Annotated in this window: 13 protein-coding genes and 2 pseudogenes; 12 read left to right on the plus strand and 3 right to left on the minus strand. The window is 42.8% G+C overall.

The features are described from left to right. Positions 1-264: 264 nt before the first annotated feature. Together ACSJJG_RS08690 and ACSJJG_RS08695 are read left to right on the plus strand one after the other, a co-directional pair. On the plus strand, positions 265-2,199 hold the full coding sequence (locus ACSJJG_RS08690) for an HsdM family class I SAM-dependent methyltransferase (RefSeq protein ID WP_189759029.1): 1,935 nt from the start codon (positions 265-267) through the stop codon (positions 2,197-2,199). Continuing rightward, entirely contained in the window at positions 2,180-3,244 is a 1,065-nt protein-coding gene (locus tag ACSJJG_RS08695; RefSeq protein WP_189759028.1) for a restriction endonuclease subunit S, read from the plus strand. Before ACSJJG_RS08690 ends, ACSJJG_RS08695 begins: the two co-directional genes overlap by 20 nt. A 533-nt stretch (positions 3,245-3,777) precedes the next feature. On the opposite strand, the pseudogene ACSJJG_RS08700 reads toward ACSJJG_RS08695, so the two are convergent. The 3 genes and pseudogenes from ACSJJG_RS08700 to ACSJJG_RS08710 form a co-directional block, all read right to left on the minus strand. Continuing rightward, positions 3,778-3,939 (minus strand): annotated as a pseudogene (locus tag ACSJJG_RS08700) (ogr/Delta-like zinc finger family protein); the annotation flags it as partial. Positions 3,940-3,966: 27 nt separating this feature from the next. Beyond that, positions 3,967-4,627: pseudogene (locus tag ACSJJG_RS08705) on the minus strand (IS1 family transposase). 37 nt (positions 4,628-4,664) lie between these two features. Next, entirely contained in the window at positions 4,665-4,910 is a 246-nt protein-coding gene (locus ACSJJG_RS08710) for a DUF6444 domain-containing protein (RefSeq protein WP_481090410.1), read from the minus strand. 485 nt (positions 4,911-5,395) lie between these two features. Here ACSJJG_RS08710 and ACSJJG_RS08715 point away from each other — a divergent pair, with 485 nt between their 5' ends. From ACSJJG_RS08715 to ACSJJG_RS08760, 10 genes are all read left to right on the plus strand, one after another. After that, complete coding sequence (locus ACSJJG_RS08715; RefSeq protein WP_481089088.1) at positions 5,396-6,049, plus strand: Crp/Fnr family transcriptional regulator; 654 nt, start codon at positions 5,396-5,398, stop codon at positions 6,047-6,049. Between the two features lie 451 nt (positions 6,050-6,500). Continuing rightward, positions 6,501-11,639: an SDR family NAD(P)-dependent oxidoreductase gene (locus ACSJJG_RS08720; RefSeq protein WP_481089089.1), complete on the plus strand. Its 5,139-nt coding sequence runs from the start codon at positions 6,501-6,503 to the stop codon at positions 11,637-11,639. Between the two features lie 55 nt (positions 11,640-11,694). Beyond that, complete coding sequence (locus tag ACSJJG_RS08725) at positions 11,695-11,955, plus strand: hypothetical protein (RefSeq protein WP_481089090.1); 261 nt, start codon at positions 11,695-11,697, stop codon at positions 11,953-11,955. Between the two features lies 1 nt (position 11,956). Next, entirely contained in the window at positions 11,957-12,211 is a 255-nt protein-coding gene (locus ACSJJG_RS08730; RefSeq protein WP_481089091.1) for an acyl carrier protein, read from the plus strand. Next, on the plus strand, positions 12,208-13,275 hold the full coding sequence (locus tag ACSJJG_RS08735; RefSeq protein WP_481089092.1) for a cupin-like domain-containing protein: 1,068 nt from the start codon (positions 12,208-12,210) through the stop codon (positions 13,273-13,275). The genes ACSJJG_RS08730 and ACSJJG_RS08735 overlap by 4 nt, the downstream gene beginning before the upstream one ends. Before the next feature lie 129 nt (positions 13,276-13,404). Beyond that, a complete protein-coding gene (locus tag ACSJJG_RS08740; RefSeq protein ID WP_481089093.1) occupies positions 13,405-13,809 on the plus strand; it encodes a DUF1801 domain-containing protein in 405 nt (134 codons plus the stop codon). Between the two features lie 30 nt (positions 13,810-13,839). Then, positions 13,840-14,730: an ACP S-malonyltransferase gene (locus ACSJJG_RS08745; protein WP_481089094.1), complete on the plus strand. Its 891-nt coding sequence runs from the start codon at positions 13,840-13,842 to the stop codon at positions 14,728-14,730. Between the two features lie 222 nt (positions 14,731-14,952). Next, positions 14,953-16,530, plus strand: a complete 1,578-nt coding sequence (locus tag ACSJJG_RS08750; protein ID WP_481089095.1) for a beta-ketoacyl synthase N-terminal-like domain-containing protein — start codon at positions 14,953-14,955, stop codon at positions 16,528-16,530. Beyond that, positions 16,488-24,929 (plus strand): SDR family NAD(P)-dependent oxidoreductase, encoded by an 8,442-nt coding sequence (locus ACSJJG_RS08755; protein ID WP_481089096.1) that lies wholly within the window; start codon positions 16,488-16,490, stop codon positions 24,927-24,929. The genes ACSJJG_RS08750 and ACSJJG_RS08755 overlap by 43 nt, the downstream gene beginning before the upstream one ends. Further along, positions 24,880-26,868: a phosphopantetheine-binding protein gene (locus ACSJJG_RS08760; RefSeq protein WP_481089097.1), complete on the plus strand. Its 1,989-nt coding sequence runs from the start codon at positions 24,880-24,882 to the stop codon at positions 26,866-26,868. The genes ACSJJG_RS08755 and ACSJJG_RS08760 overlap by 50 nt, the downstream gene beginning before the upstream one ends. Positions 26,869-26,875 lie beyond the last annotated feature (7 nt).

The following is a 26,875-nucleotide window of genomic DNA, read 5'->3' on the forward strand; positions in this document are numbered from 1 at the left end:
ATGAGAAACAACAAATTGAATACGTGACCTAATTTTTATGTTAAGCCCTGGGCGCGAAATTGCAGCCGAATTTGACCATTTTTAACCCTCACGGCTTTTTTGCTTTAAGTGATAATAAACAGTTCCTCCGAAAATTAGGCTTAATCCCATCATTTATTGTGGTAAATAATCACATTATTTATTATAAAGTAACCAGAATAGCCATAAAATTGAAATCTGAAAATCCTCTACTATCATTTCTTAAAACGGAATGGAGAGTGGAAAGTGGCGAAAAGAGAAGCGCAAACAGATTTATGGGTTCATGGTTTACTAAAAGAAGCTGGAATTAAACACGATGCTCAGGGAAGCACAATACTTGAGATTAACAGCGCTTTGAAAACCGCTTCCAAAAACGGGTCTGGAAAAGTTGGTTTTCCTGAATTTGTTGGTGTTGTTAAAGATTTTATTCTTGTTATAGAGAATAAAGCGGATATATCCAAACACGTAAAACTAAATGCGAAAGGCCTAATAAGTCTTGATCCGAAAAACGTTAAAGACTTTGCTGTGAACGGAGCCTTGTTCTATGGCCGCCATTTAGCCCAAAACACATCCTACAAAAAAATCATTGCTTTTGGCATTTCAGGCGATGAAAAAAAACACAAAATCACTCCTTACTTTATTGATGAAACCGAGTATTACCGAGAGCTATCGGAAGTCGAATCTTTTATCTCATTCAATGAGAATAATATTCTCGAATATTACATCAGAGAGATTCTGCAAGAAAATACTGATCAAGAAAAAGAACTGGCTGAAATTCTAAAGGATGCTGCTGAACTTCATGAAGATTTACGTAATTATGGTAACTTAAAAGATATTGATAAGCCCCTTATCGTTTCGGGAATTCTGCTGGCACTACGAGAAGAAGAATTTGGTGGTTTTGATGTGTCCCATTTAACCGGCGATAGTATTGATATAGATGGCGATAAGATTTATAACGCTATTGAAAAAAATTTAAAACGTTCAAAAGTCGCCCCAGATGTTAAACGTGACAAAATCTTAAATCAGTTCTCTATCATTAAAGATACACACATTCTTAATGAAATTAATACTACTCTCAATAAAACACCTCTGAAACATTTCACCGAATTTCTGCACTATAAAATTTACAAAAGCATCAAGTATACCAGTTCGTCAGAAGATTATTTGGGCCGTTTTTACGGTGAATTTATGTCTTATTCTGGTGGTGATGGTCAAACACTTGGGATTGTTTTAACGCCCAAGCATATTACCGATCTATTTTGCGATTTGGTAGATATTCAACCATATGATGTCGTGTTAGACCCATGTGCAGGTACAGCAGGCTTTCTAATTGCTGCTATGCACCACATGCTGGCTCAAACTGACAGTGAAAATACAAGAAAAAATATTCGTCAAAAACAACTACATGGTTTTGAATTGCAGCCCTATATGTTCACCATTGCTACTACAAATATGATTTTGCGGGGTGACGGTAAAAGTAACCTGATTAATCATAACTTCTTGAACGAAGATCCAAACAAGCTTCAATTAAAAGGCGCTACAGTCGGGATGATGAATCCACCATATTCACAGGGTTCAAAGAAAAACCCTGATCTTTATGAGATTGCTTTTACTGAACACCTGCTTGATTCTTTGGTCAAAGATGGGAGTGTGATTGTCATTATTCCTCAGTCTTCCGTTACGGGTAAAACCAAAGAAGAGCAAGCTATCAAGGCAAACATATTCAAAAAACATACCCTAGAAGGCGTCATTACGCTCAATAAAGACACCTTCTATGGAGTGGGAACCATGCCTTGTATTGCTATTTTTACCGCAGGAGAACCCCACCCTGTTAATAAAGAATGCAAGTTTATTGATTTCCGTGAAGATGGTTTTAAAGTACGCCCTCATGTTGGTTTGATTGAAACGGAGCAGGCAAAAGATAGAAAACAGCATTTATTAGATGTTTGGTTTGATCGTATTGAAGCCGAAAGCAAGTTCTGCGTAAAAACCACTGTTGAAGCCGATGATGAATGGCTTCATAGCTTCTATTACTTCAATGATGAAATACCAACTGATTCAGAATTTGAAAAGACTATTAGTGATTATCTGACTTTTGAATTTTCAATGATTATGCAGAATCGAGGATACTTGTTTGAATCGAATGATTCCAAAGAGGTAGATGATGCTTCTAAAGCCTGAAGATAAAGAGTGGAATGAATTCTTTATTGAAGATATAGCTGAAATTGTTTCAGGTAAAGATATTTACGATGCGGAACGTTTTTTTGGAAGCATACCTTACATATCTTCAACAGCCAAAAACAATGGTGTTGGTCATTTTGTAGGAAATAAAAACAATACATTAGAAGATAACTGTCTTTCAGTTAATCGAAATGGCTCTGTGGGATATTCCTTTTACCACCCTTATAAAGGCCTTTTCTCGAACGACTGTCGTAAATTACGTCCTAAATTCAAATCTGAATATGTTGGTTTGTTCTTATCCAACCAAATTAGTTGTCAGCGTGAAAAATACAACTACGGATACAAAATGGGAACGGGAAGATTAAAACGCCAAAAAATAATGCTTCCCATCGCCGAAAACGGTAAGCCGGACTATCCATTCATGGAGAAACATGTTAATGAATTGATAAATAATAAAAAAACTGAATACCTTGAGTATTGTCGTAAGGAATTGGCAAAGCTTGAATATAAAGAGATTGATGGACTTGAGGATAAAGAATGGCGTGAATTCTTTCTTAAAGATATTTTTGGAGCCATTCAGCGTGGAAAACGTTTGACAAAGACCAATCAAATTGATGGAGAACATCCCTATATCTCATCAACAGCATTAAGCAATGGCATTGATAACTTTATAGGAAATGAGACGGGTGTTCGTATATTTTCAAACTGTTTGACTATCGCTAATAGCGGTAGTGTTGGATCCAGTTTTTATCATCCATATTGTTTTGTGGCTAGCGACCATGTTACCAGCTTTCAACGTTTTGATTTTAATAAATTTGTTTATCTATTTATTGCTAATCAGACCAGAAGATTGTCGGAGAAATACAACTTTAATCGTGAAATTAACGACAAGCGCATATCAAGAGATAAAATCATGCTCCCTGTTGCAGAAGATGAAACACCAGATTATGAATACATGGCACAATATACTTTGAATTTGGAGTATCAGAAACGTAAACAGTATCTTGAGTATTTGGATTCTCAAGCCAAGGGTTATGATAAGTGAATGATGTTAATTTTGTGATAAATCTCATAAAAATAATAACTTTCAATATAAGGCTATGAGAATAAAACGGCATCTTAATGTGATCATTTTTGAACTTCATATTTGCTTTTCTTTAACATAATGATAAAACAAATAAAGTAATTAAAATCAGTAAGATATGTAACATAAGAAAGAGAAAATCTTGGGGGCATTAATAGGGGCATAAAAGTGACATATAAAAATAAATAATGCATATTCAATAAGTTATATATATTTACCAGTCCCCCCGCACCAAATAAAAACTTACTGGTAAAACAGAAAGTTAGGGAATAAAAAGGCCACCTTTACGGTGGCTTTTTTTCTGCGATTGCATGAAATTTCGAAATTGGCAGCACCTTGGCACCACTGGTTTTTTATCCAATAACATTGGATTGCCCTTCCTCCTTTTTAGAAAAATATTTTTTGCATTGAAAAATGAAATCAGCAAATCTATAAATTTGCATCAGTAAGCAGGAAGGTGAGGAATAGCCCTCTTGATATCCGAGGGCTTTAGACTAAAAATTATCGAAGCACAACGCCGTTTGCTGTCCATCCGTAGGGTGAGGCTGGGCGAATTCAATCAAGTTGGATTTAGCCACCCGACGGACAAAGGTTTCATGGCTGACAAACGTTGTACCACAATTGATATTCTGGCACTGGTTGTAACGTTCCTTGGTTTCGGGGTCATGCTTCCAAAAATTAGATCATCCGGCCAGATAGTTTTCTCGCTCAATGAACGTTCCGATGACTTTGTCGTGCATCTCTTCGAATTTGGAATAGCCTATTGTTTTCCGATTAAGCCTTTTGATGTGGGTACGCAGAGTCAGATTGGTTCTCTCAATACGCTGGGTAAATTTCTTTCCTCTGAGGGGCTCCTCCTCAGGAAGGCAGTCATAAACCACATAATTATCGGTACAGTAAAACTGGATTTTAAAAGGTGCCAGTAGCGCTAACAGTTTGTTCAGCGTTTTTTTACTACGGTCACCAAATACATGCGCGATAACAGTCTTTCGTTCAGAATCCCAAGCATACCAGAGCCAACGTGGGTTTTTCTTGTTACCGACAAACGACCATTGTTCATCAACTTCACAGATAATGTCGATGTCGTTTCCCGTGAACGGGAGTGTGGTCACCTGTCTGGGCTCGAGCTTTTTAATGTTCGGAGTACCGTGTTGATGCTGACCTTTAGAGTTCGAGGATGTCTCTGATACCCCCATTATTTATCACCATATCAACGATCTGTGCTTTTACTCCGGGGTTGCAGGCTTGATAGGTGTAATTTAATTGAAAGGTTTTATGGCAGGCATAGCAGTGATAACGCTGATGACTACTGCTGCCTTTTCCATGTCTTTCGCCATATCTCACCTACCATAAAAAACGGGGATCTGACCACAACATCTAATTATTGGGTGCATGACCGCCAGACCCAACGCAAAGATCTGATGGCGGTGAATTGGCTGAGCACCAGCCGGATTTGTGCGATGAGGGCTTTTAACTTTTGTCGTTTAGCCCTGGCCTGAGGCGTATCGCTGGACGGAGAGCGCGATGAATTACGCGAATCCTGCTTCTGCGCTAGCCGATCTTCGTATTCACGGAATTTGGCCCAGCGTTCGCGGATAAGTACGTTGGTTTCACTGATGTTGTTCAGCTCAGGTGGCTCGGCGGTAAACTGTTTTTTTTCATGAACGGAGAAATTACCGGACTGGCAGGATCAAGTGACAGGCAAAAGCGGATCAAGAGATACGCGTCACACTTTTGTGCCAATAGGGAGCTGGTGAAGGGTTACTTCTAGACGGCATTTATTTTTAGTAACATTCTGAATGAAAAAACTAACTCATGGTCAGGATAAGATGCTCAATATTGAGCATCTTATCCTGACCATACAAATTACCTTTATAAGAAAGTTAAGTAAAGATTAAGGGTTTTTATATTTATAGCTATTTTTTCAAAAATAACGAATTAATTAAAATAACAGTAAGGAAGGCATGAGTTTTTATTTATTGCCAAAGGATTAAATGTGAAATTATTTTTTTACTAAACTAATCCACTGGGTTTGTTTTATTGGTTACAATAACATATTACAATAATTTTAATTACTCATGTTTTCCTTATGAAAATAATGGGGTGATACTAATGTGTAGCAGTGCTAAAAGTTTCAATGATAGCATTATTGACTTTATTTATAAAAATGGCATGTATGTTAAGAATATAAAGTTTAACAAGGGAGAGTGTATATATGTTAGTGGGGGGCGAGGAAGCTTCTATTTTATAGAAAAAGGATGTGTGAGAATTTCTACTCAAACAAAAGATGGGAGGATATGTAATATTGGTTTTTATAAAGAAGGTGATTTTTTTGGTGAAAGTGGATTCTCTGGGGATATTATTCCAGAAACAGCAACAGCGTTAATGGGCTGTATCATAAAAAAAATTAATTTTACTTCGTTTTTAGAAGAAATGAAAGGAAAAGATATTTTGTATGATTTTATCATTTACATGGCAAATAAAATTATGGAACATCAAAGAACCATTTCTAGCTTTGTTATTTTTAATAGTGAGAAAAGATTAGCCTATACATTAATGAGAATGTCTTCAGAAGTTAATAGTGAGAATATATCTTCAATTAAAAACAAAGTTTCTTATCAAGATTTATCTTATATGATAGGTACAACCCGCTCTCGAGTTGGGTATTTTATGAGTAACTTAATTAAGCTAGGGATTATTAAGGAGTCCAAAGAACGTTTTCTAATTGTTGATAAAAAAAGGATTGAAGAGTATTTAATGGAATAATAAAGTATATTATTTAACTGGTTAGATTGATTATTAAAAATAACATTCCTTTTGAATGAAAGCTTCTATCACTTTGTCGTACACTTTTCTGATTTGGAATGCTATAACATTTTTCGATTTAACCTTTTTAAAAAAAAAGTATTTTTAATAAAAATATTATAACTATCTTGAATGCCTGCAATTTTCTTTTCCATGCTCTTTCATATCTTCTGTTTTGTGATAGTAACGACAAACCACATTAACCAATAATAAAAAGTAAAGGTATACAAAAAAATATAATTATTGGATTCATGAATTTTAACCAAAATTTTAATTTATCAGCTGGGTATAAATAATTTTATAATATGCTCACTTTTGAGCGTTTTTATTTTAAATAGAGCTTATAGTCTCCTATAGATAGATGGCTTTTTATATTTGAGAGAGAAAAAGTTAAAGAGAGAGGGATACGCGCATGCACGACAGAGAAAAAATTGCTATTGTGGGGATATCTTGCCGTTTCCCTGGGTGTTATAACCAAGAAGCATTTTGGAAATTATATCAAGAAAAAAAGTCAGCGATTGTTGAAATACCTGAATCCAGATGGTCTGTTAGTCAATATTACTCGCCACATTCTGAAAAAAATAAATCTACAAGTCGTTGGGCGGGCTTAGTGGAAAATTTTGACCGTTTTGATGCACCTTATTTTAATATTACGCCTCGTGAAGCGGAGTTAATGGATCCCCAGCAGCGCATCTCTTTGGAATTAGCGATTGAATGTTTAGAAGATGCGGGATATGGCGTTTCTGATGTGAAATCTGCTGATATTGGTGTTTTTCTGGGAGTGTGTAACTTTGATTATAAAGAACGGCTGGAAAAATCCATAACGAATATTCAAGGGCATCTTTCAACCGGAACTTATACTACGCTAATTCCCAATAGAATCTCCTTCTATTTGGATCTAAAAGGTCCCAGTGTTCCTATTGATACCGCATGCTCAAGTTCTTTGGTGGCGCTTTCTTACGCCTTGCAATCTATTCAGGCGGGTGATTGTGAAGCGGCTTTTGTCGGGGGAGTAAGTTACCTATTTAGCCACACTTACTTTGTAGCCTTTTCCCAGGCAGGGATGTTGTCCAGAACCGGAAGTTTAAAAACGTTTGATAAACAAGCGGATGGCTATGTTCGCGGAGAAGGGGCAGGCATGATCCTGATAAAACCGCTTGAAAAAGCATTAGCGGATAATGATCGGATTTATGGTGTGATTGATGCAGTAGCTGTCAATCATGGTGGGAGTGTTACGACGATCACTTCCCCCAATGCTTATGCTCAGGCGAATGTAATAAAAAAAGCGCTTCAGAAAGCCAATATTTCTGCCAATTCAATTTCCTACATTGAATCTCACGGTACGGGAACCCCAAAAGGAGATCCTATTGAGGTTAACGGTTTAAAACGTGCATTCCGTGCCCATGCTAAAGAATGTGGAGAAACATTAGGCACCGCTTATTGTGCATTATCGGGTTCTAAAGCGAATGTTGGACATCTTGAGTCGGCTTCAGGCATGGTAGGTTTGATTAAGGGCTTGCTTTCTATTCAGAAAAAACGCCTGTTACCGATGCTGAATTTCACTGAATTAAACCCAAAAATTGCTTTGGAGGAAAGCCCCTTCCATATACTTACGGAAGAGTGTGACTGGCAGCCAGCAGAAGGAGAAGCACGGCGCTTTGGTGTCAGTAGTTTTGGGTTTGGTGGTGTCAATGCTCATGCAATTATTGCTGAATATCAGGATCGAAAGGTCTTTAAGCCTGAACCGGCTACACATGTGTTTGCATTTTCAGCATCCTCAGATAAGGCATTAAGAGACTATGCTTTGTTGATTTCTACGTTTCTTCAAAACACACTTACCGCCTCAGTAAGTGATTGTGCTTACACCTTAGCCAGAAGAACAAATCTGCCACACCGTGTCGCTTTTATCTATCACACCCGGCAAGAGTTATTGGGGAAAATGATCTCTTTTGCCAATGGATTAGCGGCTGAAAAACTCCCTGTCAGCGAATATCCAGAATATGAAAGAGTGACTGCTTGGCTGAGTGGAGAACAGGATAGCCTGAGAGATTTATTTTCGGCAGGAAATGACCGTATTACTTACGTTCCGCCTTATCCTTTTCAGCACAATACCTATTTTCCTGATGAGCTTAAAACGAAACAAAATGAAATAGTTGAAAATAAAATCATCAGGGATAAAAAACAGAATAACGTTACTGACCTGTACCAGATTGAACCATTATTTTCTTCTATTACCTCCTCATATGATGAGTTAAATCATGAAAAAAACAGAGCACCTATTATTTTTTCTATGCTGGATGAAAAGCAATCTTCAGTATTGAGAAAACAGGTTTCACCTGAGCGATATTTTGAACTGCCCAAATTACCCAATGATGCGTCAGGGAGTGATTGGATTAACTGGTATTTACATTTTCTAGGACAATTTATCAGAGCCATCGAATTAACCAGACCCGGCTCATGGATATTATTATCTGACCGAGAAAACATCTGGGCAAATACACTTTATGCACATGCACTATCACTTGAAAAAGAATTCGGTTTGCCTTGTGGTTGGTATCAATTCCACCATGTTATGGTTTCACAACATATAGAACAATGCTTAAAACTGTTTCAAATGCCAGTATCGGGTTCTTTCTGCCAGCGTTTAAATCATGATGAAAAAGGATCACAGGCTCTCCTATTAGAAGCTTTACATTATCACGTCAGTGTATTTCCGGTAGAAGCAGCACAACAATCAATACAACACCGTGAAACGCTCTTGGGTTTTAAACCGACTGTATTAATCAGCGGAGGCACCGGCGGTCTCGGGCAAGTATTTGCCAAATATTTAGCCAATACGTTTGATGCAAATGTTGTGATCATGGGTCGTCGAAAGTGCGCTGAACTGCCTGCGGATTATAAAACATCAGAAAAAGGCACGATTGAATATATTCAGGCGAATTGTTGTGATCGTCAGGCACTCACCGCTGCCATTGAACACATCGTCACACAATATAAAAACATCGATCTCATCATACACAGTGCAGGAAGTATTGATGATCGCAGTATGTTTTTAAAGACGGAACAACATGTCAGAAACATTGTTGAAAGTAAGGTCATTGGGTGTCAATTGTTGGATGAACTTACCGCTTCACTTCCTGTTAAACAATTTATTGTGTTCTCCTCAATAACGGCGCTGTTCGGAAACCCCGGGCAAACGGATTATGCTGCTGCAAATCATTACCTCACCGCGTTTGCGCATAACCGCAATAAGAAACAATCGGTAGGGTTGCGAGCCGGGCGAACGACGGTGATTTACTGGCCTTACTGGTTGGATGGCGGCATGAGAATCAATCAATCAGCCTTGTCCATGTTACAGGAAACGACGGGTACAGATCCTTTGTTAACCAATGATGGCATCCGAATTTTTAATCACGCGCTGATTCATCAGCCCGCAGAACTCTGTGTTGTGGCGGGAACGGGGAAGAAAATCGATGAAGTGCTTAATCGTCGGCCTGTACATCAATTAAAATTAAAAGACAGGCAAGATTGGGTTCCCGCCATTTTGTCGGTTATTACGGAGATAACCGGGTTACAGCCAGAAAATAGGGATTTCAAAACACGTTTTTCTGATATGGGGATTGATTCTATTGCGGTGCAGGGGATTTCGCGGGAACTCAGTCAGTTAACGGGGTTGACGATAAACAGCGTAGTTTTGGCGCAAAACCCTAGCATACATGCTTTGGCAGAATATCTGAGTCAATACGCTGAAAAACCGCATAATGACGACGATCGTCTACAGAAGAAGCCTGAACTTCATACATCGTCACAAATAGATGTGGATAAAAAGGATGTGGGAGTCATTGGCATTGATTTACGTCTGTGTGGCGCTGAACACTGGCGTGATGCGTGGCCATTGTTCAGCCAGAAAATCCTGATGCCTGAAATTTACCCTGAATCACGCTGGCAGATGTTACCGGATGAATTAACCAGAAACATCGAAAGAGAAAAGATACAGGGATATTTCATGAAGGACAGTCTGGCCTTCGACTATAAATTTTTTAGCCTATCCCGCCGGGAAGCCATGTTGATGGATCCCCAGCATAGAACGCTGATAGAAAGTGTCTGGTCTGCCATCACTGATGCGGGTTATTCACCTGAACAATTTAACCAACGAAAGACGGCGGTTTTTGTTTGTATTGATGCGAATGATTACGCAGTAATCGCTGAATTTGATTCATCAATCGATGAGTTCTCAGTGGGCGCATCAACACCTTATTTGTCTGCCAATCGGTTATCCCATTTGTTTGATTTCAAAGGGCCAAGTGAAACGCTGAACGTTGCTTGTGCGAGTGTTTATTCCGCTGTCGAAAAAGCGAAAGCATTAATCAATTCAGGCGTTGTGGATCAAGCGGTTGTTGCCGCTGCGCAAATCAACTTATTACCTTCTCGTTTTACCGCATTGCAGAAAAGAAACCTGCTGAGTGTGGACGGTATAGTTAAGCCTTTTGATAAAGATGCGCACGGGTTTGTTCGTAGTGAAGGGGTTGGCTGTATCCTGCTAAAAAATCTGAAATTAGCGGTGGCGGATGGCGACGAAGTCTTGGCCAACGTAAAAAGTGCAGCAAGCTGGCACGGAGGACAGGGAGATTCCTTTACTGCACCAAACGCTTCTACCCATATGAATGTCATGGAAAGCGCGTTTAGAGCGGCACAGGCGGATATCGAAAAACTGCAATATGTTGAAGCGCATGGTATTGCATCTCATGTCGGTGATCTCAGTGAAGCCGATGCCATTGCCGCGTTTTTATCACAGTCAGCACGTGCCTCCTGTGTGGTCAGTTCAATGAAGTCGAACGTGGGGCATCTTGAGGTCTGTTCCGGTATTGCAGGATTTGTACGGACAATACTAGCGATGAAACATCAACAAATACCGGGTATTTCTGAATTACATGAGTTGAGTGAAAATATTGATAGCAACCGGCTACACATCAAAAATACCCGTCAGCCCTTTAATCAGCCTGAAGGATTAGTGGGTTTACTCTCATATGGATTAGGCGGCGTTTCAGCATTTGTTCTTTTAGAACCGGTTACCGATCATGCTGAAAATCGAATGATTGAAGATAAAAAACAAGAACATTGGTTCTGTCTGTCGGCCAATAATATTGAGTCATTAAAACGGTATGTGAATTCAGTCATAGAACAGATTCACCAGTATCGTCATATCACACCATTACCTCAGCTAATATCGACATTACGGTTTTATCGTAAACATTTAGATGTGCGATTGGTGGTGAAAGTCAGCAGTTATGAGGAACTGCTTGATAAATTGGCGGCATTTTTGGCAGGGCAGAGAGTAGATGAATTACAGACCTCTGTGAACGGTCAGGATGATGTCATGCAGACAGCATTGCCTGAAACATTACATAGGTGGTTAACGAAAAAAAGCGGTGATGAAGCGATCAACCCCCCCATGAATAAACGGTGTTTCTGGCCGAAATATCCGTTCGATCACTCATCACCGCTTTATATTGTGCCAACGAGGGAAAATGCCGGACTGAATGAAAAATAAAATGATTCAGAAGGGCATATGATTATGCAATAAATAACTGTGGAGAATATAAGTTATGGATAAAATTGAAGATTCAGTCATAAATGCACTAAAAGAGATGATGGCAAAAGCCGTGATGTTCGGTTTGTCATGCTCTGAAAATAAAATGCAGGTCAGCATTCTGGATGATCAGAATGTCGATATTGTATCGAAATTAATGTCGTTATATGAATCGACAAATCACTTTCTGGCCGTCTCGGGAATAGATAAATCAGTCGATGAAATACTCCCGTTGTATAAAGAAATCATATCTCAACTTCCTGAAGCGAGACTCTGATATGACGAAGTTAGAAGAAATTAAAGATTTTCTCAGCAGTGAAGTGATGACTGCGATGTATATGGCAGCCGATGAGTTAGATCAGGATGCTTTATTTTCAAGCTATGGTTTGGAGTCAATTACGTTGGCAAAAATAGTGGTGAATATAAATAAACAATTTCTGACCCACCTCTCTGTACAAGATATTTTACCGTATCAGAGCGTTAATAAGTCAGCTAACTTTATTCACTCCATACTTGAGGAGAAAGTATCATGACAACATCATATTCAAATTATGATTATGTGGATCTGCCTGAAAAAGAACGTCTGGAATATGAACGCATCTTTTTCTTAAGAAACTTTTTTTCAAAGCCGGATTTGTTTCAGAACGAGTTGAAGCAAGCTGAACAAAATATGGCATTTGCATTACCGGCTTTAGAATCCGGCTATTCAGAAATAGAAACCTATGAGCCAGGAGAACTGACCTGGCAGAAACTGGCGCAGATCTATGCGGAAGATATTCGTCCTATTGTCATTAAAGGGTTTGCCTCCTCTTTCCCTTGTGGTCAGCTTTGGACACCTGAGTATTTCCGGGATAACTTCGGCGATTTTCAACTATGGTATTCGACAACAGAAAAACTGTTTGAAGAAGATGGAACCTCGCTACGTGATTATATCAATGGTGTATTAAAGGGAGACATCAGCCGAGCCTATCTTGAAAACTTAAGCGATATCTTTAATAAATACCCGATCCTGCATCAACAAATTGGTATTGACCGTATTGATAACTTCTTAGGTGATTTTGCCTCATATCACAAAATTGCCCAGCTTTTCATCGGCGGCCCGGGTACTGGTGCGGTTTACCATTGTGCTAATGAGCTGAATTGCTTCCTGAATATTTATGGTCGTAAAGAGTGGATATTTGTTCACCCTAAATATTCTGCGGCTATGTATAGTTCCATGTTTAATAAAGGGATTTTTGTGGGTTCATTTGTCAAACACAATGCACCAGTCAGATATTTAGAAGAACATCAGCCGCTTTATAATCGAATACCTAAACTGAGAATTACGTTAGAGCCGGGGGATATGTTAATTAATCCGCCGTGGTGGTGGCATGCAATTAATAATCAACCGCCTGTATCCATTGCTATTGCTTCCCGCTGGAAGATTGAAATGCCTTACCAACATCAGAATCCGCTCTATGAATTTGTTCAATCTCAAAGAATGGAAAGACTGACGCTGGAAGGGAAAAAAATGGCTGATAATGATGTTGTTGTCCCTGACAGTGAATTACGTAAAAAGTATGTCTCTTATAAAGAGATGGGATGGGTTGGAAATTGATTGCTAAAATTGACCTGTCTTTTGGATAAAATGCATAAACCGTAATATCATAAGGTTTATTTTTAATCTAAAGACCGTGTTGTGTGAGATAGCCACAACGTACAAATTAACGAATAAGGTAGCAATCTTATGAAAGAATTTCAGAATCAAGAAGTTCACTCAGTATTTGATAATTATCCTGAACGATATCAAAAATTATTATTAACGATAAGAGAATTAATATTTGACGTCGCAGCAAAAACGGAAGGCGTAGGTTCAATTACTGAGACTCTGAAATGGGGGCAACCCAGCTACCTGACGCTTGAAACGGGATCGGGAACCACCATCCGGTTAGATCGTTTCGGTCATTCGCATGTGGCTATCTTTTTTCACTGCCAGACCACACTGGTTGATACATTCAGAACCCTTTTTCCTGAACTGACTTATTCAAAGAATCGGGCAATTGTTTTAGACCCGGAAGACGATTTACCAACAAATGAGTTGAGTATATGTATTGAAATGTCACTCACTTATAAGTTGAGGAAAAAAAGATAACCACTGCATTTAGAAAACAGGATGTGAACGATGAAAACATATACTGTCGCAATGTTTCCCGGACAGGGGGCCCAGTTTCAAGGCATGGGACGCAACCTGTTTGATAAATATGAATATCACATGAGGCTCGCACAACAGGTATTGGGATATTCACTCGTTCAGGTATGTGAAGGTGAACCCCACGTGCTTAACAGAACTGAATTCACCCAGCCTGCTCTGTTTGTCATTAACATTCTGCATTACTTAGACAACCTGGAAAAACCCGGGACAAACGCTGACATCTTTGTGGGCCATAGTTTGGGTGAATATTGTGCTTTGTTGGCGGCGGGGGCTTTTAGTTTTGAAACGGCGTTATCGATTGTTCAGGAACGAGGCCGGTGTATGGCCCTGTGCTCGGAAGGAGCGATGGCTGCCGTTATTGGCCTTAAATTAGCGCAGGTAGAATCTTTATTAGCGGATTCTGAATTGCATGATTTAACCATAGCCAATTTTAATTCACCCACTCAATTTATTATTTCAGGTGATCAATCTGAATTATCTCAATTTCAGGAAAAGGTATTAAAAGCGAAAGGTATTTTTCATCCTTTGCAGGTTAATGGTGCATTTCATTCGAAAAGAATGGCTAGTATTGCCAGAAAATTTAAAGACTTTCTTGAACGTGTTGAAATTTATTCACTGAAAGCTCCGGTGTTATCGAATGTGACAGCGGATTATTATCCAGTAAATAATCGGGAGCAATTCATCGATTTATTAGTTAAACAATTATCGTACCCTGTGCGCTGGCAACAATGTATGGAAAAGCTCTATTCCGATACACCTATTTCTGATAAACCTATTATTGGTTTTGAATATGGCCCAAAACCGGTGGTAGGGCCATTAGCCAAGAAAACATTAGGTGAACATATTACATTGATGAATTAATGCATTGTTTTTTAAATTAAATAAAATCAACTGAATTTAATTTCATCTGTGATAACCAATTAATTTGTTATCACGGTGACCGCTATTCTTAAATCGCTTATTTGCACAGGGAATTATATTTTCACTCTGTGCGAATGGGTTGGCTTTGTTCATTTAAAAAATATTTCTTTTAAAAGAAATTATTTTTTATTGTTTGCCAGAATACAAATAGGAGAGTTATTGATGGAATATTCTATCATCGGCGTAGCTGCACAATTCTGTGGAGGTTTGTCATTGTCTCATTATTGGCAGACGTTGGTTGAAGGTGGCTCTTTGATGGGGATTATCAACGAAGAACGCTATCAACTTAATAATCGCCAAACGCCGGTTAAATGGGGGCTTAGGGAAAAGATACGCGGTATGTTTCTTGAAGATATTGATAGCTTCGACAGGCATATTTTTCCTCTCTCGGGTTCTGCCATTATGTTTGCAGACCCACGGCAGAGATTGTTTCTACAAACCTGCTGGCAACTTCTTGAAGATGCAGGGTTAGCCGCATCAACGCTAGCAGGCAAGAAAGTGGGGGTATTTGTTGCTCAGGATGGCTGGTATTTAAATTCTTATGTCGACAGAATTCCAGATGAGTACAGGGAAAGTCAGGAGTTCATTGTTCCGGGGAATGATCCCTGTTTTCTGGCAAATCGGGTTTCTTTCTTTTTCAACTTCCATGGCCCATCCATTGTTGTTGATACAACCTGTTCGAGTGCTTTTGTCGCTTTGAATATGGCTTGTCAGGCACTGGAAGACGGCGATTGTGACTACGCTATCGTGGGAGGCGTATCGCTGTTTTTAAATCCCTGGAAAGCGGGAGAAACCACGGCGACACCGTTTGAAACCGGCGGAGAGGATATCCACAGTTTTTCTGAAAAGGCTTCAGGATACAGAACCTCAGAAGGGTGCGCGGCTTTACTTTTGCAAAGAAACAGCGATGAAGTCAACCAGCGCCACCATGTTTATGGTGTGGTGCAGGCCAGCGGCCATAATTCGGGCGGTAAAACCAATTCCTTTGCCCAACCCAATAAAGAACAACAAATCAACCTGTTTCAGACCGTATTAAAACGGGCGAACCTTTTACCTGAGCAGATTCACTATGTGGAAGCTCACGGCGTTGCATCTCAAATGGGAGATGCGATTGAAGCGAATGCGTTGATGGATGTTTTCGCCCGCCCGCAGAATGCTGCACCTTGCTATGTGAGTACGGTCAAACCCAATATTGGCCATAACCATGCCAGCTCCGGGTTTTACGCCATCATCAAGGGGGTTATGGCGTTCAGGTATAACCAAATCCCCCTGATTCGCGGACTGGATAAAGCGGAGTTGAATGCCGGCATTCCATCCGATACTCAGGGAATTCAGTTCCTGACAGAGACGGTTGACTGGCCGCAATCTCAGGAAGGGACCCCCCGACATATATTTTTCAGCAGTTATGGGTTCAGTAACGTCAATGCGGCCATAGTCCTGCGGGAACCCGATAACCCGCCTACCGCCAAAATAAGCCCTTTAGCGGAAACGGTAACAGAAAAGCCGGTATTGGTTTGTCTGTCTGCAAAAAGTGATGAGCAGCTTTACCAACAGGTAGTCAATCTGTGTAAAACAATCAGTGAGCCGGATTTTATCGAGAATTTTAATCTGCATGAACTTGCCTGGACACTCAGCACAGGGCGAGAAGCGTTTACGCATCGTTGGGCTACTCTGGTTTCGTCAATAGAACAGCTCCGGTGTGTATTAGATGTGTTTATTGCATCACCGGAAAAACAATAGCCCAAAAACAACATACAACCATTTATCTGGGACAAAATGCACGGGAAGCGATATTAACGGCTCAACACGCTGAACTTGACGTGGCTGCAAATAATGGGTTTCCGACAGAGTCATTAGAAACTGTCGCGAAATGTTGGGTTGCCGGTGTTGATATTGACTGGACGCAGTATTGGGGGGGCGCGGAATGGCGGCGTATTCCTTTATCTGCCTATCCGCTTGCCAAAGCGCGTTATTGGATACCTAAAGGTGAAATTAGCAAGCTATCGTCACAGGGTATATCGTCTGATACAGGAGCCAACCCATTTATCCATCCGTTTGTCCACCAAAATACCTCTGATTTTGCGGAACAGCGTTTTAGCACCACATTTTCCGGTGAGGAATTTTGCCTGAAGGGACATGTGATTCACGGTATTCGCGTGTTGCCGGGAGTCGGGCATTTAGAACTGGCCCGCGTGGCTGCACATCACTCTTTCGGCACAACCCCGAATTCCTCGTTAGCAGAGCAGGAAAAAACCGGGCTGACGCTGAAAAATGTCGTCTGGGCGCAGATTATCGGCGTCATTGATGAACCTCAGCGGGTACATATTCGTTTTATCAATCATGGCAATGGTGAAGCCGGATATCAGTTATACAGTCGTGCAGAAAAAGAGACGATCCATAACACCGGCGTCGCGACACGAAAAGCACTCACACCGGCACCGGGCTATGATATCGACAGCCTGAAATCCCGCTATCTGCAAAACGCATACTCTCCTAAGCAATACTATGACATGTATTACGCGCTGGGCTTATACATGGCACCAGACTATCAGGGCATTGAAGAGCTTTATGTGGGAATGGACCACGTCCTGGCTAAACTGTCACTGCCTGAATCTCTGGCACCAACCAGAGAGCAGTTTGTTTTGCATCCTTGTTTAATGGATGGCGCTCTTCTTTCATCCGTCGGGCTTTTAATGCGTTTTGGCGATCTTAATCGTCCCATTCCACCTAAATGTTTAATCCCTTTTGCGCTTGATGAAATCGAATTTCATGATGAAGAATCCCAATTACACTGGGCGTGGATCAGTTATAGCGCGGACAGCAGCGCCTCAGATCCTTTCCCGAAAGTGGATGTCGATTGTTGTGATATTAACGGAAAGGTGTGTATCCGGTTTAAAGGTTTCAGTTGTCGGGGATTGGGGGCGCAGTCTGCGCCACCGGCAGAGACTGAACCTTATTTATTACAGCCTCAGTGGAAAAGTCAGGCATTGCCTTCGGATACTGCGTTACGTGCTTTCACAAAACGCATCGTGTTCCTGTGTGAATTAGAGCGTCTTCAATCTGAGTCGTTTATGTCAGATACCGACACATGTGAATATATTGTGTTACCAAAACTGAGTCGTGATGAAGTGCCGTTAAACAGGCAACAGAACGTCATCACACTCTGCAAAAAAATTGATGAGATTGTTAACCATCCTCCCGCAGAACCCATGTTTATTCAGCTGGTATTGCCGGAAGCCCTTCCTGAATATGCCATCGTGACCGCGCTATTAAAAACAGCCTATCAAGACAATGCCAATCTGCTTAGCCAGACGATTTATTGTGATGATAAAGAGAGACTGGCTGAGAAACTGTCAGGGGAAACTTCACAGATAAAATATGACACAGTCCTGTGGCAATCGGGGGAACGTTGGGTTCCTCATTGGACTGTCTGGACGCCTGAAAACGGCTCTGCTGAAAAGTTAACTCCCCCGTGGAAAGAAAAGTCGGTTTACCTAATTGTTGATGAAGACGGCAGTATGGGGCGCGTGATTGCCAGAGATATCACAACGCACACCGATTCAGCCATTGCCCTTGTTTTAAATGAAATTGTCTTAAGTGAAACAGATTTAAGTGAAACAGGTTTAAGTGAAAAGAACCAATACCAAATCACAATAGCATCAAAGACAACCACGATTAATGACGGCGTTATTTGCCTTGATGCGGCCACATTAGCGGCACTTGTTAGCCGAATTGAGCAAAATTTTGGTGCACTACGGGGGGTATTTTTCTGTGTGGGTAAACGTTCGCAGCACGCAGAAAACGAAACTTTAAGTTCAATACTTGAACGTTATCAGGGACTGTCGCTGCTGGAGAACGCGATTCAGGATGCGTTGCTTGATTTCTTTACGGTACTGACTTACCGGGATGGCGTATTAGGCTGTGCTGAACATCCTCTGTTTTCTGCCTATTGCGCCGTGGTCAATAACTTTGTTCGTCACCGTCAACAAAGTCCTGAACCAGCACAGGCTCAAAAGCAAATACTGTCATTGATCCTGCCTCAATCTCACGGAGCAAATGAGGCGGAATTTATTCGCCATCGGGCGCTTCAATCTTTGTATCAGGCTCTGCATGAGAAATTCAGTGGTGAATTGATGCTGATGGAAGGGGGCGCGATAGAGCGTTTCAGAGCAGAAATGTTGGGCATTCGTCCCTATTATGAGCCTACTTTCCCGTCGAATGCAGAAAATAACGTCAATTCATTCGTCACTCAGGCTAGTCAGTCTCAGGCATCATCCGATCTGGATTCTACCGCGGTGGATTTGATTAAGCGGGTTGTGAGCAAGGCAGTAAGCCTGCCCTTAGCCGAAATTGATGAAGACGCTGGCATGGAGAAGTATGGAATAGATTCCATTTTATCCATCAGGATGACGGAAGCACTGGAACAGGATTTCGGTGTCTTGCCGAAAACTCTGTTTTTTGAATATCTCACCATTCGGGAACTGGCGGCTTATTTTGTTAAGCATCATCACTCTGTTTTACTGGAGCGGTCGCAAAACGATCCACAAAACATGCAACCAACATCGACGGCAGCGGGTTCCCGCCTGCCAGTGCAGCCGGTTACCGGCAGAACAGAAGGCCTTGCTGTTTCTCAGACAGGCAAAGTGACGCCTGCCACAACTGAATCAGACGATATCGCCATTGTTGGCTTGGCTGGACGTTTTCCTCAGTCAAGAAATATGCGTGATTTTTGGCAGCGCTTGAGAGAAGGACAGGATTGCATTACCGAGATCCCGTCTGAACGCTGGGATCATTCTCGCTATTTCGACACGGATAAAACCAAATGCGGCAAAACCTACGGCAAATGGGGCGGTTTTATTGAGGGTGTTGATGAATTTGATCCGCTGTTTTTTAACCTGTCACCCCGCGATGCGCGTGTGATGAACCCGCAGGAACGGCTCTTTTTACAATGCGCCTACGAAACTATTGAGGATGCGGGATACAGCCACAGAACATTAGGCTCCCGTGACTGGACACGGCTACCGAAAAAGATGGGCGTGTATGTGGGGGTCATGTATGGAGAATATGAGTTTTATAGCATAGAGGAATTGGCAAAAGGGAATGTGCTTGAGCAGTCTATTGTGACCGGCAGTTTTGGCTCAATCGCCAATCGGGTATCGCATTTCTTTAATATCAATGGTCCCAGCCTTGCGGTCGATACCATGTGTTCTTCCTCACTGACGTCAATTTACCTTGCCTGTCAGGCACTCAGACAGGGGGATATTGAGATGGCTCTGGCGGGGGGCGTCAATGTTTCTATTCACCCGAATAAATACTTAATTCTGGGGCAGTCTAAATTTTTGTCTGACGAGGGACGATGCCAGAGTTTTGGTGAGGGAGGAACCGGGTATGTTCCGTCAGAAGGGGTGGGTGCGATTTTACTGAAACCGTTGACGAAGGCGATTGAAGATGGCGACCACATTTATGGCGTTATCAAGGGCATCGCCGTTAATCACGGGGGTAAAACCAACGGTTACACTGTTCCGAATCCTATCGCGCAAGCCGACGTGATTGCTCAGGCCATCCAGTCTTCCGGGGTACATCCGCGGGCCATTAGCTATATTGAAGCGCATGGAACAGGAACTTCACTGGGCGATCCTATTGAAATAGCCGGTCTCAATCGGGCATTCCAGCCATTTTTACAAGGGAACGATACACAGGAGAACGCATTCTGCGCCATCGGCTCAGTAAAATCCAATATGGGTCACTGTGAAAGTGCGGCGGGTATTGCGGGCGTCGCCAAAGTACTCATGCAAATCAAGCACCGTCAGTTAGTGCCTTCTTTACACAGCCGTGAATTAAACCCCAATATCGATTTTGACGCCTCACCGTTTTATGTGCAGCGTGAACTTGCAGATTGGAAAAGGCCGCTGTTGGGTGACAAACAGGAACAATCGGAGCATCCCAGAACGGCAGGGATTTCATCATTCGGTGCCGGAGGAACCAATGCTCACTTGGTTGTGCAGGAATACATTCCGGCTAACGACTTAAATTCCATCAAGAATACCGATTGGCCAAAATGGGCTGTTATCCCTCTATCAGCAAAAAATCACGAACAGCATCGTGAATTGGCGCAAACCTTATCACAGTACCTTAGAGAGCAGGCGAAATGGTGCTCAGAAACGTCCAAAGCAGAATACCTGCATCGTCTTGCCTATACCTTGCAGACAGGGCGGGAAGAAATGGAAGAGAGAGCCACCTTTATGGTCGATTCCCTTTCTGCCCTGATTGATAGCTTAAAGGCATTTTCCCTGTCCTGTTTACCCTCAGCGCATTTCTGGATGGGACGAGTAGAAAAATCTAAGTCCACAAAACAGTTAATGACGCCCGTTTATGCCGGGAAAGATCAGCAGGAAGAGGAATATGAGCAGTTAAAACAGATCGCCAGCGCCTGGACCCAGGGGCATGACATTGATTGGCTGGGGTATTATCACTCCCTTCCTGTACGGCCAAACCGCTTAAGTTTACCGACTTATCCTTTTGCCCGAGAAAGATACTGGATACCTGAATCAGAAGCTCAGGCGGCGGTTTTGCCCGCCGCAGTGGAAGAAACTGGCTCAACGGTGTTCTATACATCGGGTTGGGAACGATGCGATATCCGTCAGAATACGGCATACGCAATGAAGTCCAAGCGCACTGACTTATTTGTTATTGGGAATGTTAATGAAACCTCACTGACGGAACTGGCTTCGTTAGCAGGTGTGGAGAACATACATTATCTCCGTGCAGAGCCTGATCTTCATCCCGATAGCCTGTGTTCAGCCTCTTTATCTGACCTTGTTTTGCGATTAGTTGATTATTGCCAGCAGCGCATTCGTTCCGGTCAGGCATTACCGGTCTTCATTGTGGTTTTCGCCCCGTGGAAAGATAACGGATTGCCTTATCGTGCTTTATTGGGCGCACTCAGAACCCTCAGCATGGAATTTCCGGCGGTACAGACGAAACTTATTTTAGATGCCGCACTGGGCAATGCAGATGGTGAAACCTTCTGCCGACATGCGGAAAAAGAACTTCTTTCTTCAGATCAATTTTCGTCAGCGGTGTGCTATCAGGAAACAGGGCAGCGCTTTGTCTGGCGTCAAAAAGCGGTAGAACCGACCGCCTTAATGCATCTCCCGTCTTTGTTTAATCATGCATGCCGGACGGTTTGGATTACGGGTGGTCTGGGCGGATTGGGATACCAGATTGCGCAATATATCGGTACAAAAACGGGCGTACAGCTGGTGTTATCAGGGCGTTTTGTCCTCGATGCCGATAAAGCAGCGCGACTGAATGCGCTAAGAAAACGCGGAATAAAAGCCGAATATGTGCCATGCGATGTGAATAACCGCGCAGCACTGGAAAAAACCATGCAGCTTATTCGCCAGCGTTTTGGTGCTCTGCATGGTGTTATCCATTGTGCCGGCGTTATCCATGATGCGCTGGCGGTCAATAAAACAGAGGAAGAGATTGACCGAGTGATCGCCACTAAGGCCTCAGCGGCCTGTTTGCTGGATGAAGTGACCCAACACGAACCGCTGAAATTTTTTGTCATGTTCTCTTCACTTGCCTCTTTGGGGAATATCGGCCAGATAGACTATGCGGCGGCAAACGCCTTTCTGGATACATTTGCTGAGTATCGTGAAGATTTAGTTCAGCAGAAACAAAGAAGTGGGAAAAGTCTGTCAATTAACTGGCCTCTTTGGCAGGAAGGCGGCATGAACGTAACGCCGAGGGTAGAAAAACACATGTTTGATACCTTTGGTATCGTCCCGCTGGATACAAAAACCGCGTTGGAAACACTGGAAATCGCGCTTCGTTCACCGTTCTCTCAGTTTGGCGTGATGAAGGGCGATGGGCAAAAGATTGGGGATTACCTGAAATTCTCTGACGATCCTTCACCTGTCACTCCGTTGTCTGCACCAGATAACGAAGATCTGGATTCTGTCAGCGCGAATGCATCAGATAACAGTGAGTCAGATAACTCGGCAGATACCATTGCGAAGACTATTGCAGATATTGTTGCTGATATTACTGCCGGCAAATTATCCGAACTATTGGGTATGCGTAGCGAGGCCATCGATATTCACCGGCAGTTTGGCGATTATGGCATGGACTCTGTCGGGCTGATTGAGCTGGCTGAGTATATTAATGCCCGTTTTGGGGTAACGCTGTCACAGGCGAGTTTTTTAGAGTTCAGTACATTACACCGTGTGGCAGAACACCTGATACAGATGTTGCCAGAGCCGACCCTTTCAGCCACGCCTGACATTTTGCCTTCTGGCTCGTCATCTTCCGACATGATATCACCGACAATGCCTGCTTTTGCCATTGTGGGCTATGACTGTACGTTTCCGGGGGCTAAAAATGCGGAAGCGTATTGGCAGAACATTGTGCAAAAAACCATTTCTATTCAGGGGATCACGCTGGAAGCGTGGCAACAACGCCATATTCTCACCCCTTCCGATAAAGACGATGCAGTAAAACGCATGCAGTCATCCGGTTTTTTACAGGATATCGATCAGTTTGATGCGGAATTCTGGGGCATTGATGCCGAAACGGCAAAACAGATAGATCCGCAGCAACGCCTGCTGATGCAGTGTATCTGGCGATGTGTTGAACATGCGGGTTATGACCTGGAAGACCTCACACAGCGTAAAGTCGGGTTATTTGTTGCCGTTGATGCCACGGATTACAAGTCCCTGATTAAAGACCATGTTCTGATCAAAAACCTCGGCGAAAGTGGCGGATTACAGTCGGGTCTCAGTCTGGGCATGATGGTGAATCAGATCTCCTATTTCTTCAATTTTACCGGCCCGAGTGAAGTGGTAGATAACGCCTGCGCCAGTGTGTTCGTCGCGCTGCAAAAAGCCCAACAGGCGATTCTACAGGGCGATTGCGATGTGGCGATTGTCGCAGGCGTTAAAGTTATCCTTGATTTTATGGAGTTCTATATCCGGGATCAGGGCGGCATTCTCAGCCAGTCAGGAAAAATGGCGCCTTTTGATTACACGGCAGATGGCTATATCCGGGGTGAAGGCGTAGGCGCCGTCATGATTAAGCCGCTGGAACAGGCGCATCTGGCACATGATCCTGTTCGGGCCATCATCCGGGGGGTCGGAATTTCTCATAATGGCCGGAGTGCCTTCTCGTCGATGGCACCGAGTGTTGAGAAACAGGAAGAAAATATCAGAAAAACCTACCAATCCGCGGGGATCGATCCTTGCTCCGTTGACTACATTGAAGCTCACGGCTCTGCGACGCAATTTAATGATGTCAGTGAAGTGGCGGCGTTTAAAAAGGTTTTTTCAGAAAATCAGGCCGTTTCACATCGTTGTGTCGTCAGCGCAGTGAAAGGCAACATTGGTCATCTGGAAGCTGCTTCCGGCATGGCCTCCCTGATTAAAGTGATTCTGGCGATGAAGCATGGGGTCATTCCACCGATTGCCTCTTTCTCTCAATTACCCCCCTCGATTTTTATTGAGAATACGCCCTTGTTCTTTCCGTGTGAGCCGATTCTGTGGCAACAGGCCAGCTCAGACAAAATACGGCCAAGACGAGCTGGATTGAACTCGATTGGGATCACGGGAGTCAATGCTCATGTCATTTTGGAAGCCCCTGATCAACCCGCAGTGCCGATTCTCTCCCAAAGGAAAGAGCACGTTCTCATTCCTATCTCGGCGAAATCCGAAAAAACCTTAAAAGCATATCTGAATCAGTGGCTGAATTATGTACGTCAGGAAAAATCAGCCTGCCATGATAACGCCAGGACGTTAAGTAATCTGGCTTACAGCGCCCAGACAGGTCGCGCGGATATGCCATTCCGCACGGCGATCATTGTCAATGATTTAGAAAAACTCATCGCGACGCTGGAGTGGATTATTGCAGGGGAAAACGGAACACCGCCAGCGGGGGCGGTTGCGACGGGCGTCGTTCCTCCAAAAAGCCGCTCTGCCAAAAAACAAGTTGCATTTTCCACCACATTACCCGTGTTGAAACAACTGGCGGACGATTGGGTCGCTGGCGCCTGTATAGACTGGCGGGCTTTTGCTCAGGGGGACGGGGTCTACGTTGATATTCCCGGCTACCCGTTTGATGAACAGCGATATTGGTTCCTTTGATGAATCTGTTTTTAGAACCACAAACACGCAAATTGACGCCGTTATCCCGGATAACGGCACAACGTATGGCATTGAAAAAGGAAGTAAAGAGATGAATGAAGTCAATGAAAAAAATAAGTTATTGGAATCACTGAAAACCATAGCGAAAGAAATATTGCCGCAGAGCGGCGATATTAGTACTGAGGCACATATTCAGGATCTGGGATTTGATTCTAAATCGCTGGTTATCTTTACGGATAAGATTTCCGATGTTCTGGATGAAGAGATACATCCCGGTGTGTTATTTGAGTTCACCACGCTGGATAAATTTGCTGATTATCTCATGACCTATCAGGCATCAGCAGTGAAACGGTTTCTGACCGCTTTATCCTCATCCACCTTATCCTCACCCACATTAACAGAGGAAACATTAACCGCGGGAAAGGCGGGGGTTTCTCAAGGGAATGAGAACACCTGTCAGAAAACTTGTTGCGCCAAAAACACAGACGATCCCGCCTATATGACGGGAATGACCGGGGGCATAGAACAAAACCTCCCGGTGATTATGGGGAGTGGCATTGCCGGTATGCTCATCAGCTATCAGCTTATTCAGGAGAAGATCCCGCATATCATCGTCGGTAAGCCGGAAATCGGTGATATGCCAAAACTGGGTGAATCGATGACGGAAGTTGTGAGCATTGAATTTGCCCGCCGTTTTAAAAATCTGTCCCGCCATTTTTATCCCAAAGAGTTCACGCCATTTTTTATGGGGGAATTAGTGGCCGGGCTGCGGTTCCATTTTTTCGAGTCGCTGGCTTCGCTTTTCATGGAAGAAGATATTCCTGAGCATTTTATTCATATCGACAGGCTCGGATTTGATAAGGCGCTGTATGAGGAAATTATTGCGGCCCCTGAATGTACCTGGGTTGAAGCTTTAGTCGAACATGTTGAATATTCTGAGGACAGTGACAAAGTGTCATTACTTCATCTGTCCAATGGACAGATTATTCAACCTTCTTATGTGTGGGATTGTACCAACCACATCCGCTTATTAGGGCGCAAAATCGGGCTGCCCTATACCGAGCTGGACAGCCGTCGGCAAGTGATTTTTACCCACTATTATCAAAAAGCGGGCAGCAAGCTTTGTGACTCCAATGAACTTCCCTGGATGCACGCAACCTCATTGCTGAGTGCAGATGAAGAGTTCGATCAGCTGAAAGGCGTTTCCTGGCTGATACCGCTGGGCGATTATGTTTCCGTCGGTATCAGCATGCTGCCGAAAGATGTAAGAGATCGCACGGCGGAAGAAATTATTGCTTTGCTGACAAAAGCCTACCAGAGACGGGGATTAGATTACTCAACCCATTTCACCTGCCGTCGGGAAATCGTCAGTCTCCCGACCCAACATTTCATGTATGAACGCTTTACCGGCAAAAACTGGGCGCTGGTTGGCGGAAGTGGAATCAGTACGTGGTTTACCTCCGGCTCAAATTTAAGTATCGCGACTTTGATGTCCTCCATCGCATCAAAAATCATTCAATCACCGGAACTCTACGGTGACTATTACACCACGCATGTCCGTGGCTTTGCGAAAACACAGACGATTTACGACGCGTTCATGGAGTCGAACATTGGCGCTGTGGATGCGCTTAAGTTTCTAAGCGGCGTGGTTGAACAGGCAAGAAGTCGCATCACGTCTTTTTTCCTGCTCGATGAGATAGAGGGAAAAAACAGCGGCAAAGTGGCCCGTGAGCTTTGGCAGGAGAATACCGCCATTGATAAGGAGTATTTCGATTTTCTGAGACAGATCGCCACCCATGCCCGTCCCGAAGATCGTCAGCAACAAACGGATTTGATCTTCCAGAAGCTTATGCAGTTGAAGTCAATGGAACATCAGGTTCGGCTGCCTTACTTAAAAGACAGCAAAGTAAGACAGGAAAAACCTCAATTATTCATATGATTATGTA

Source organism: Xenorhabdus sp. SGI 60 (assembly GCF_056632175.1).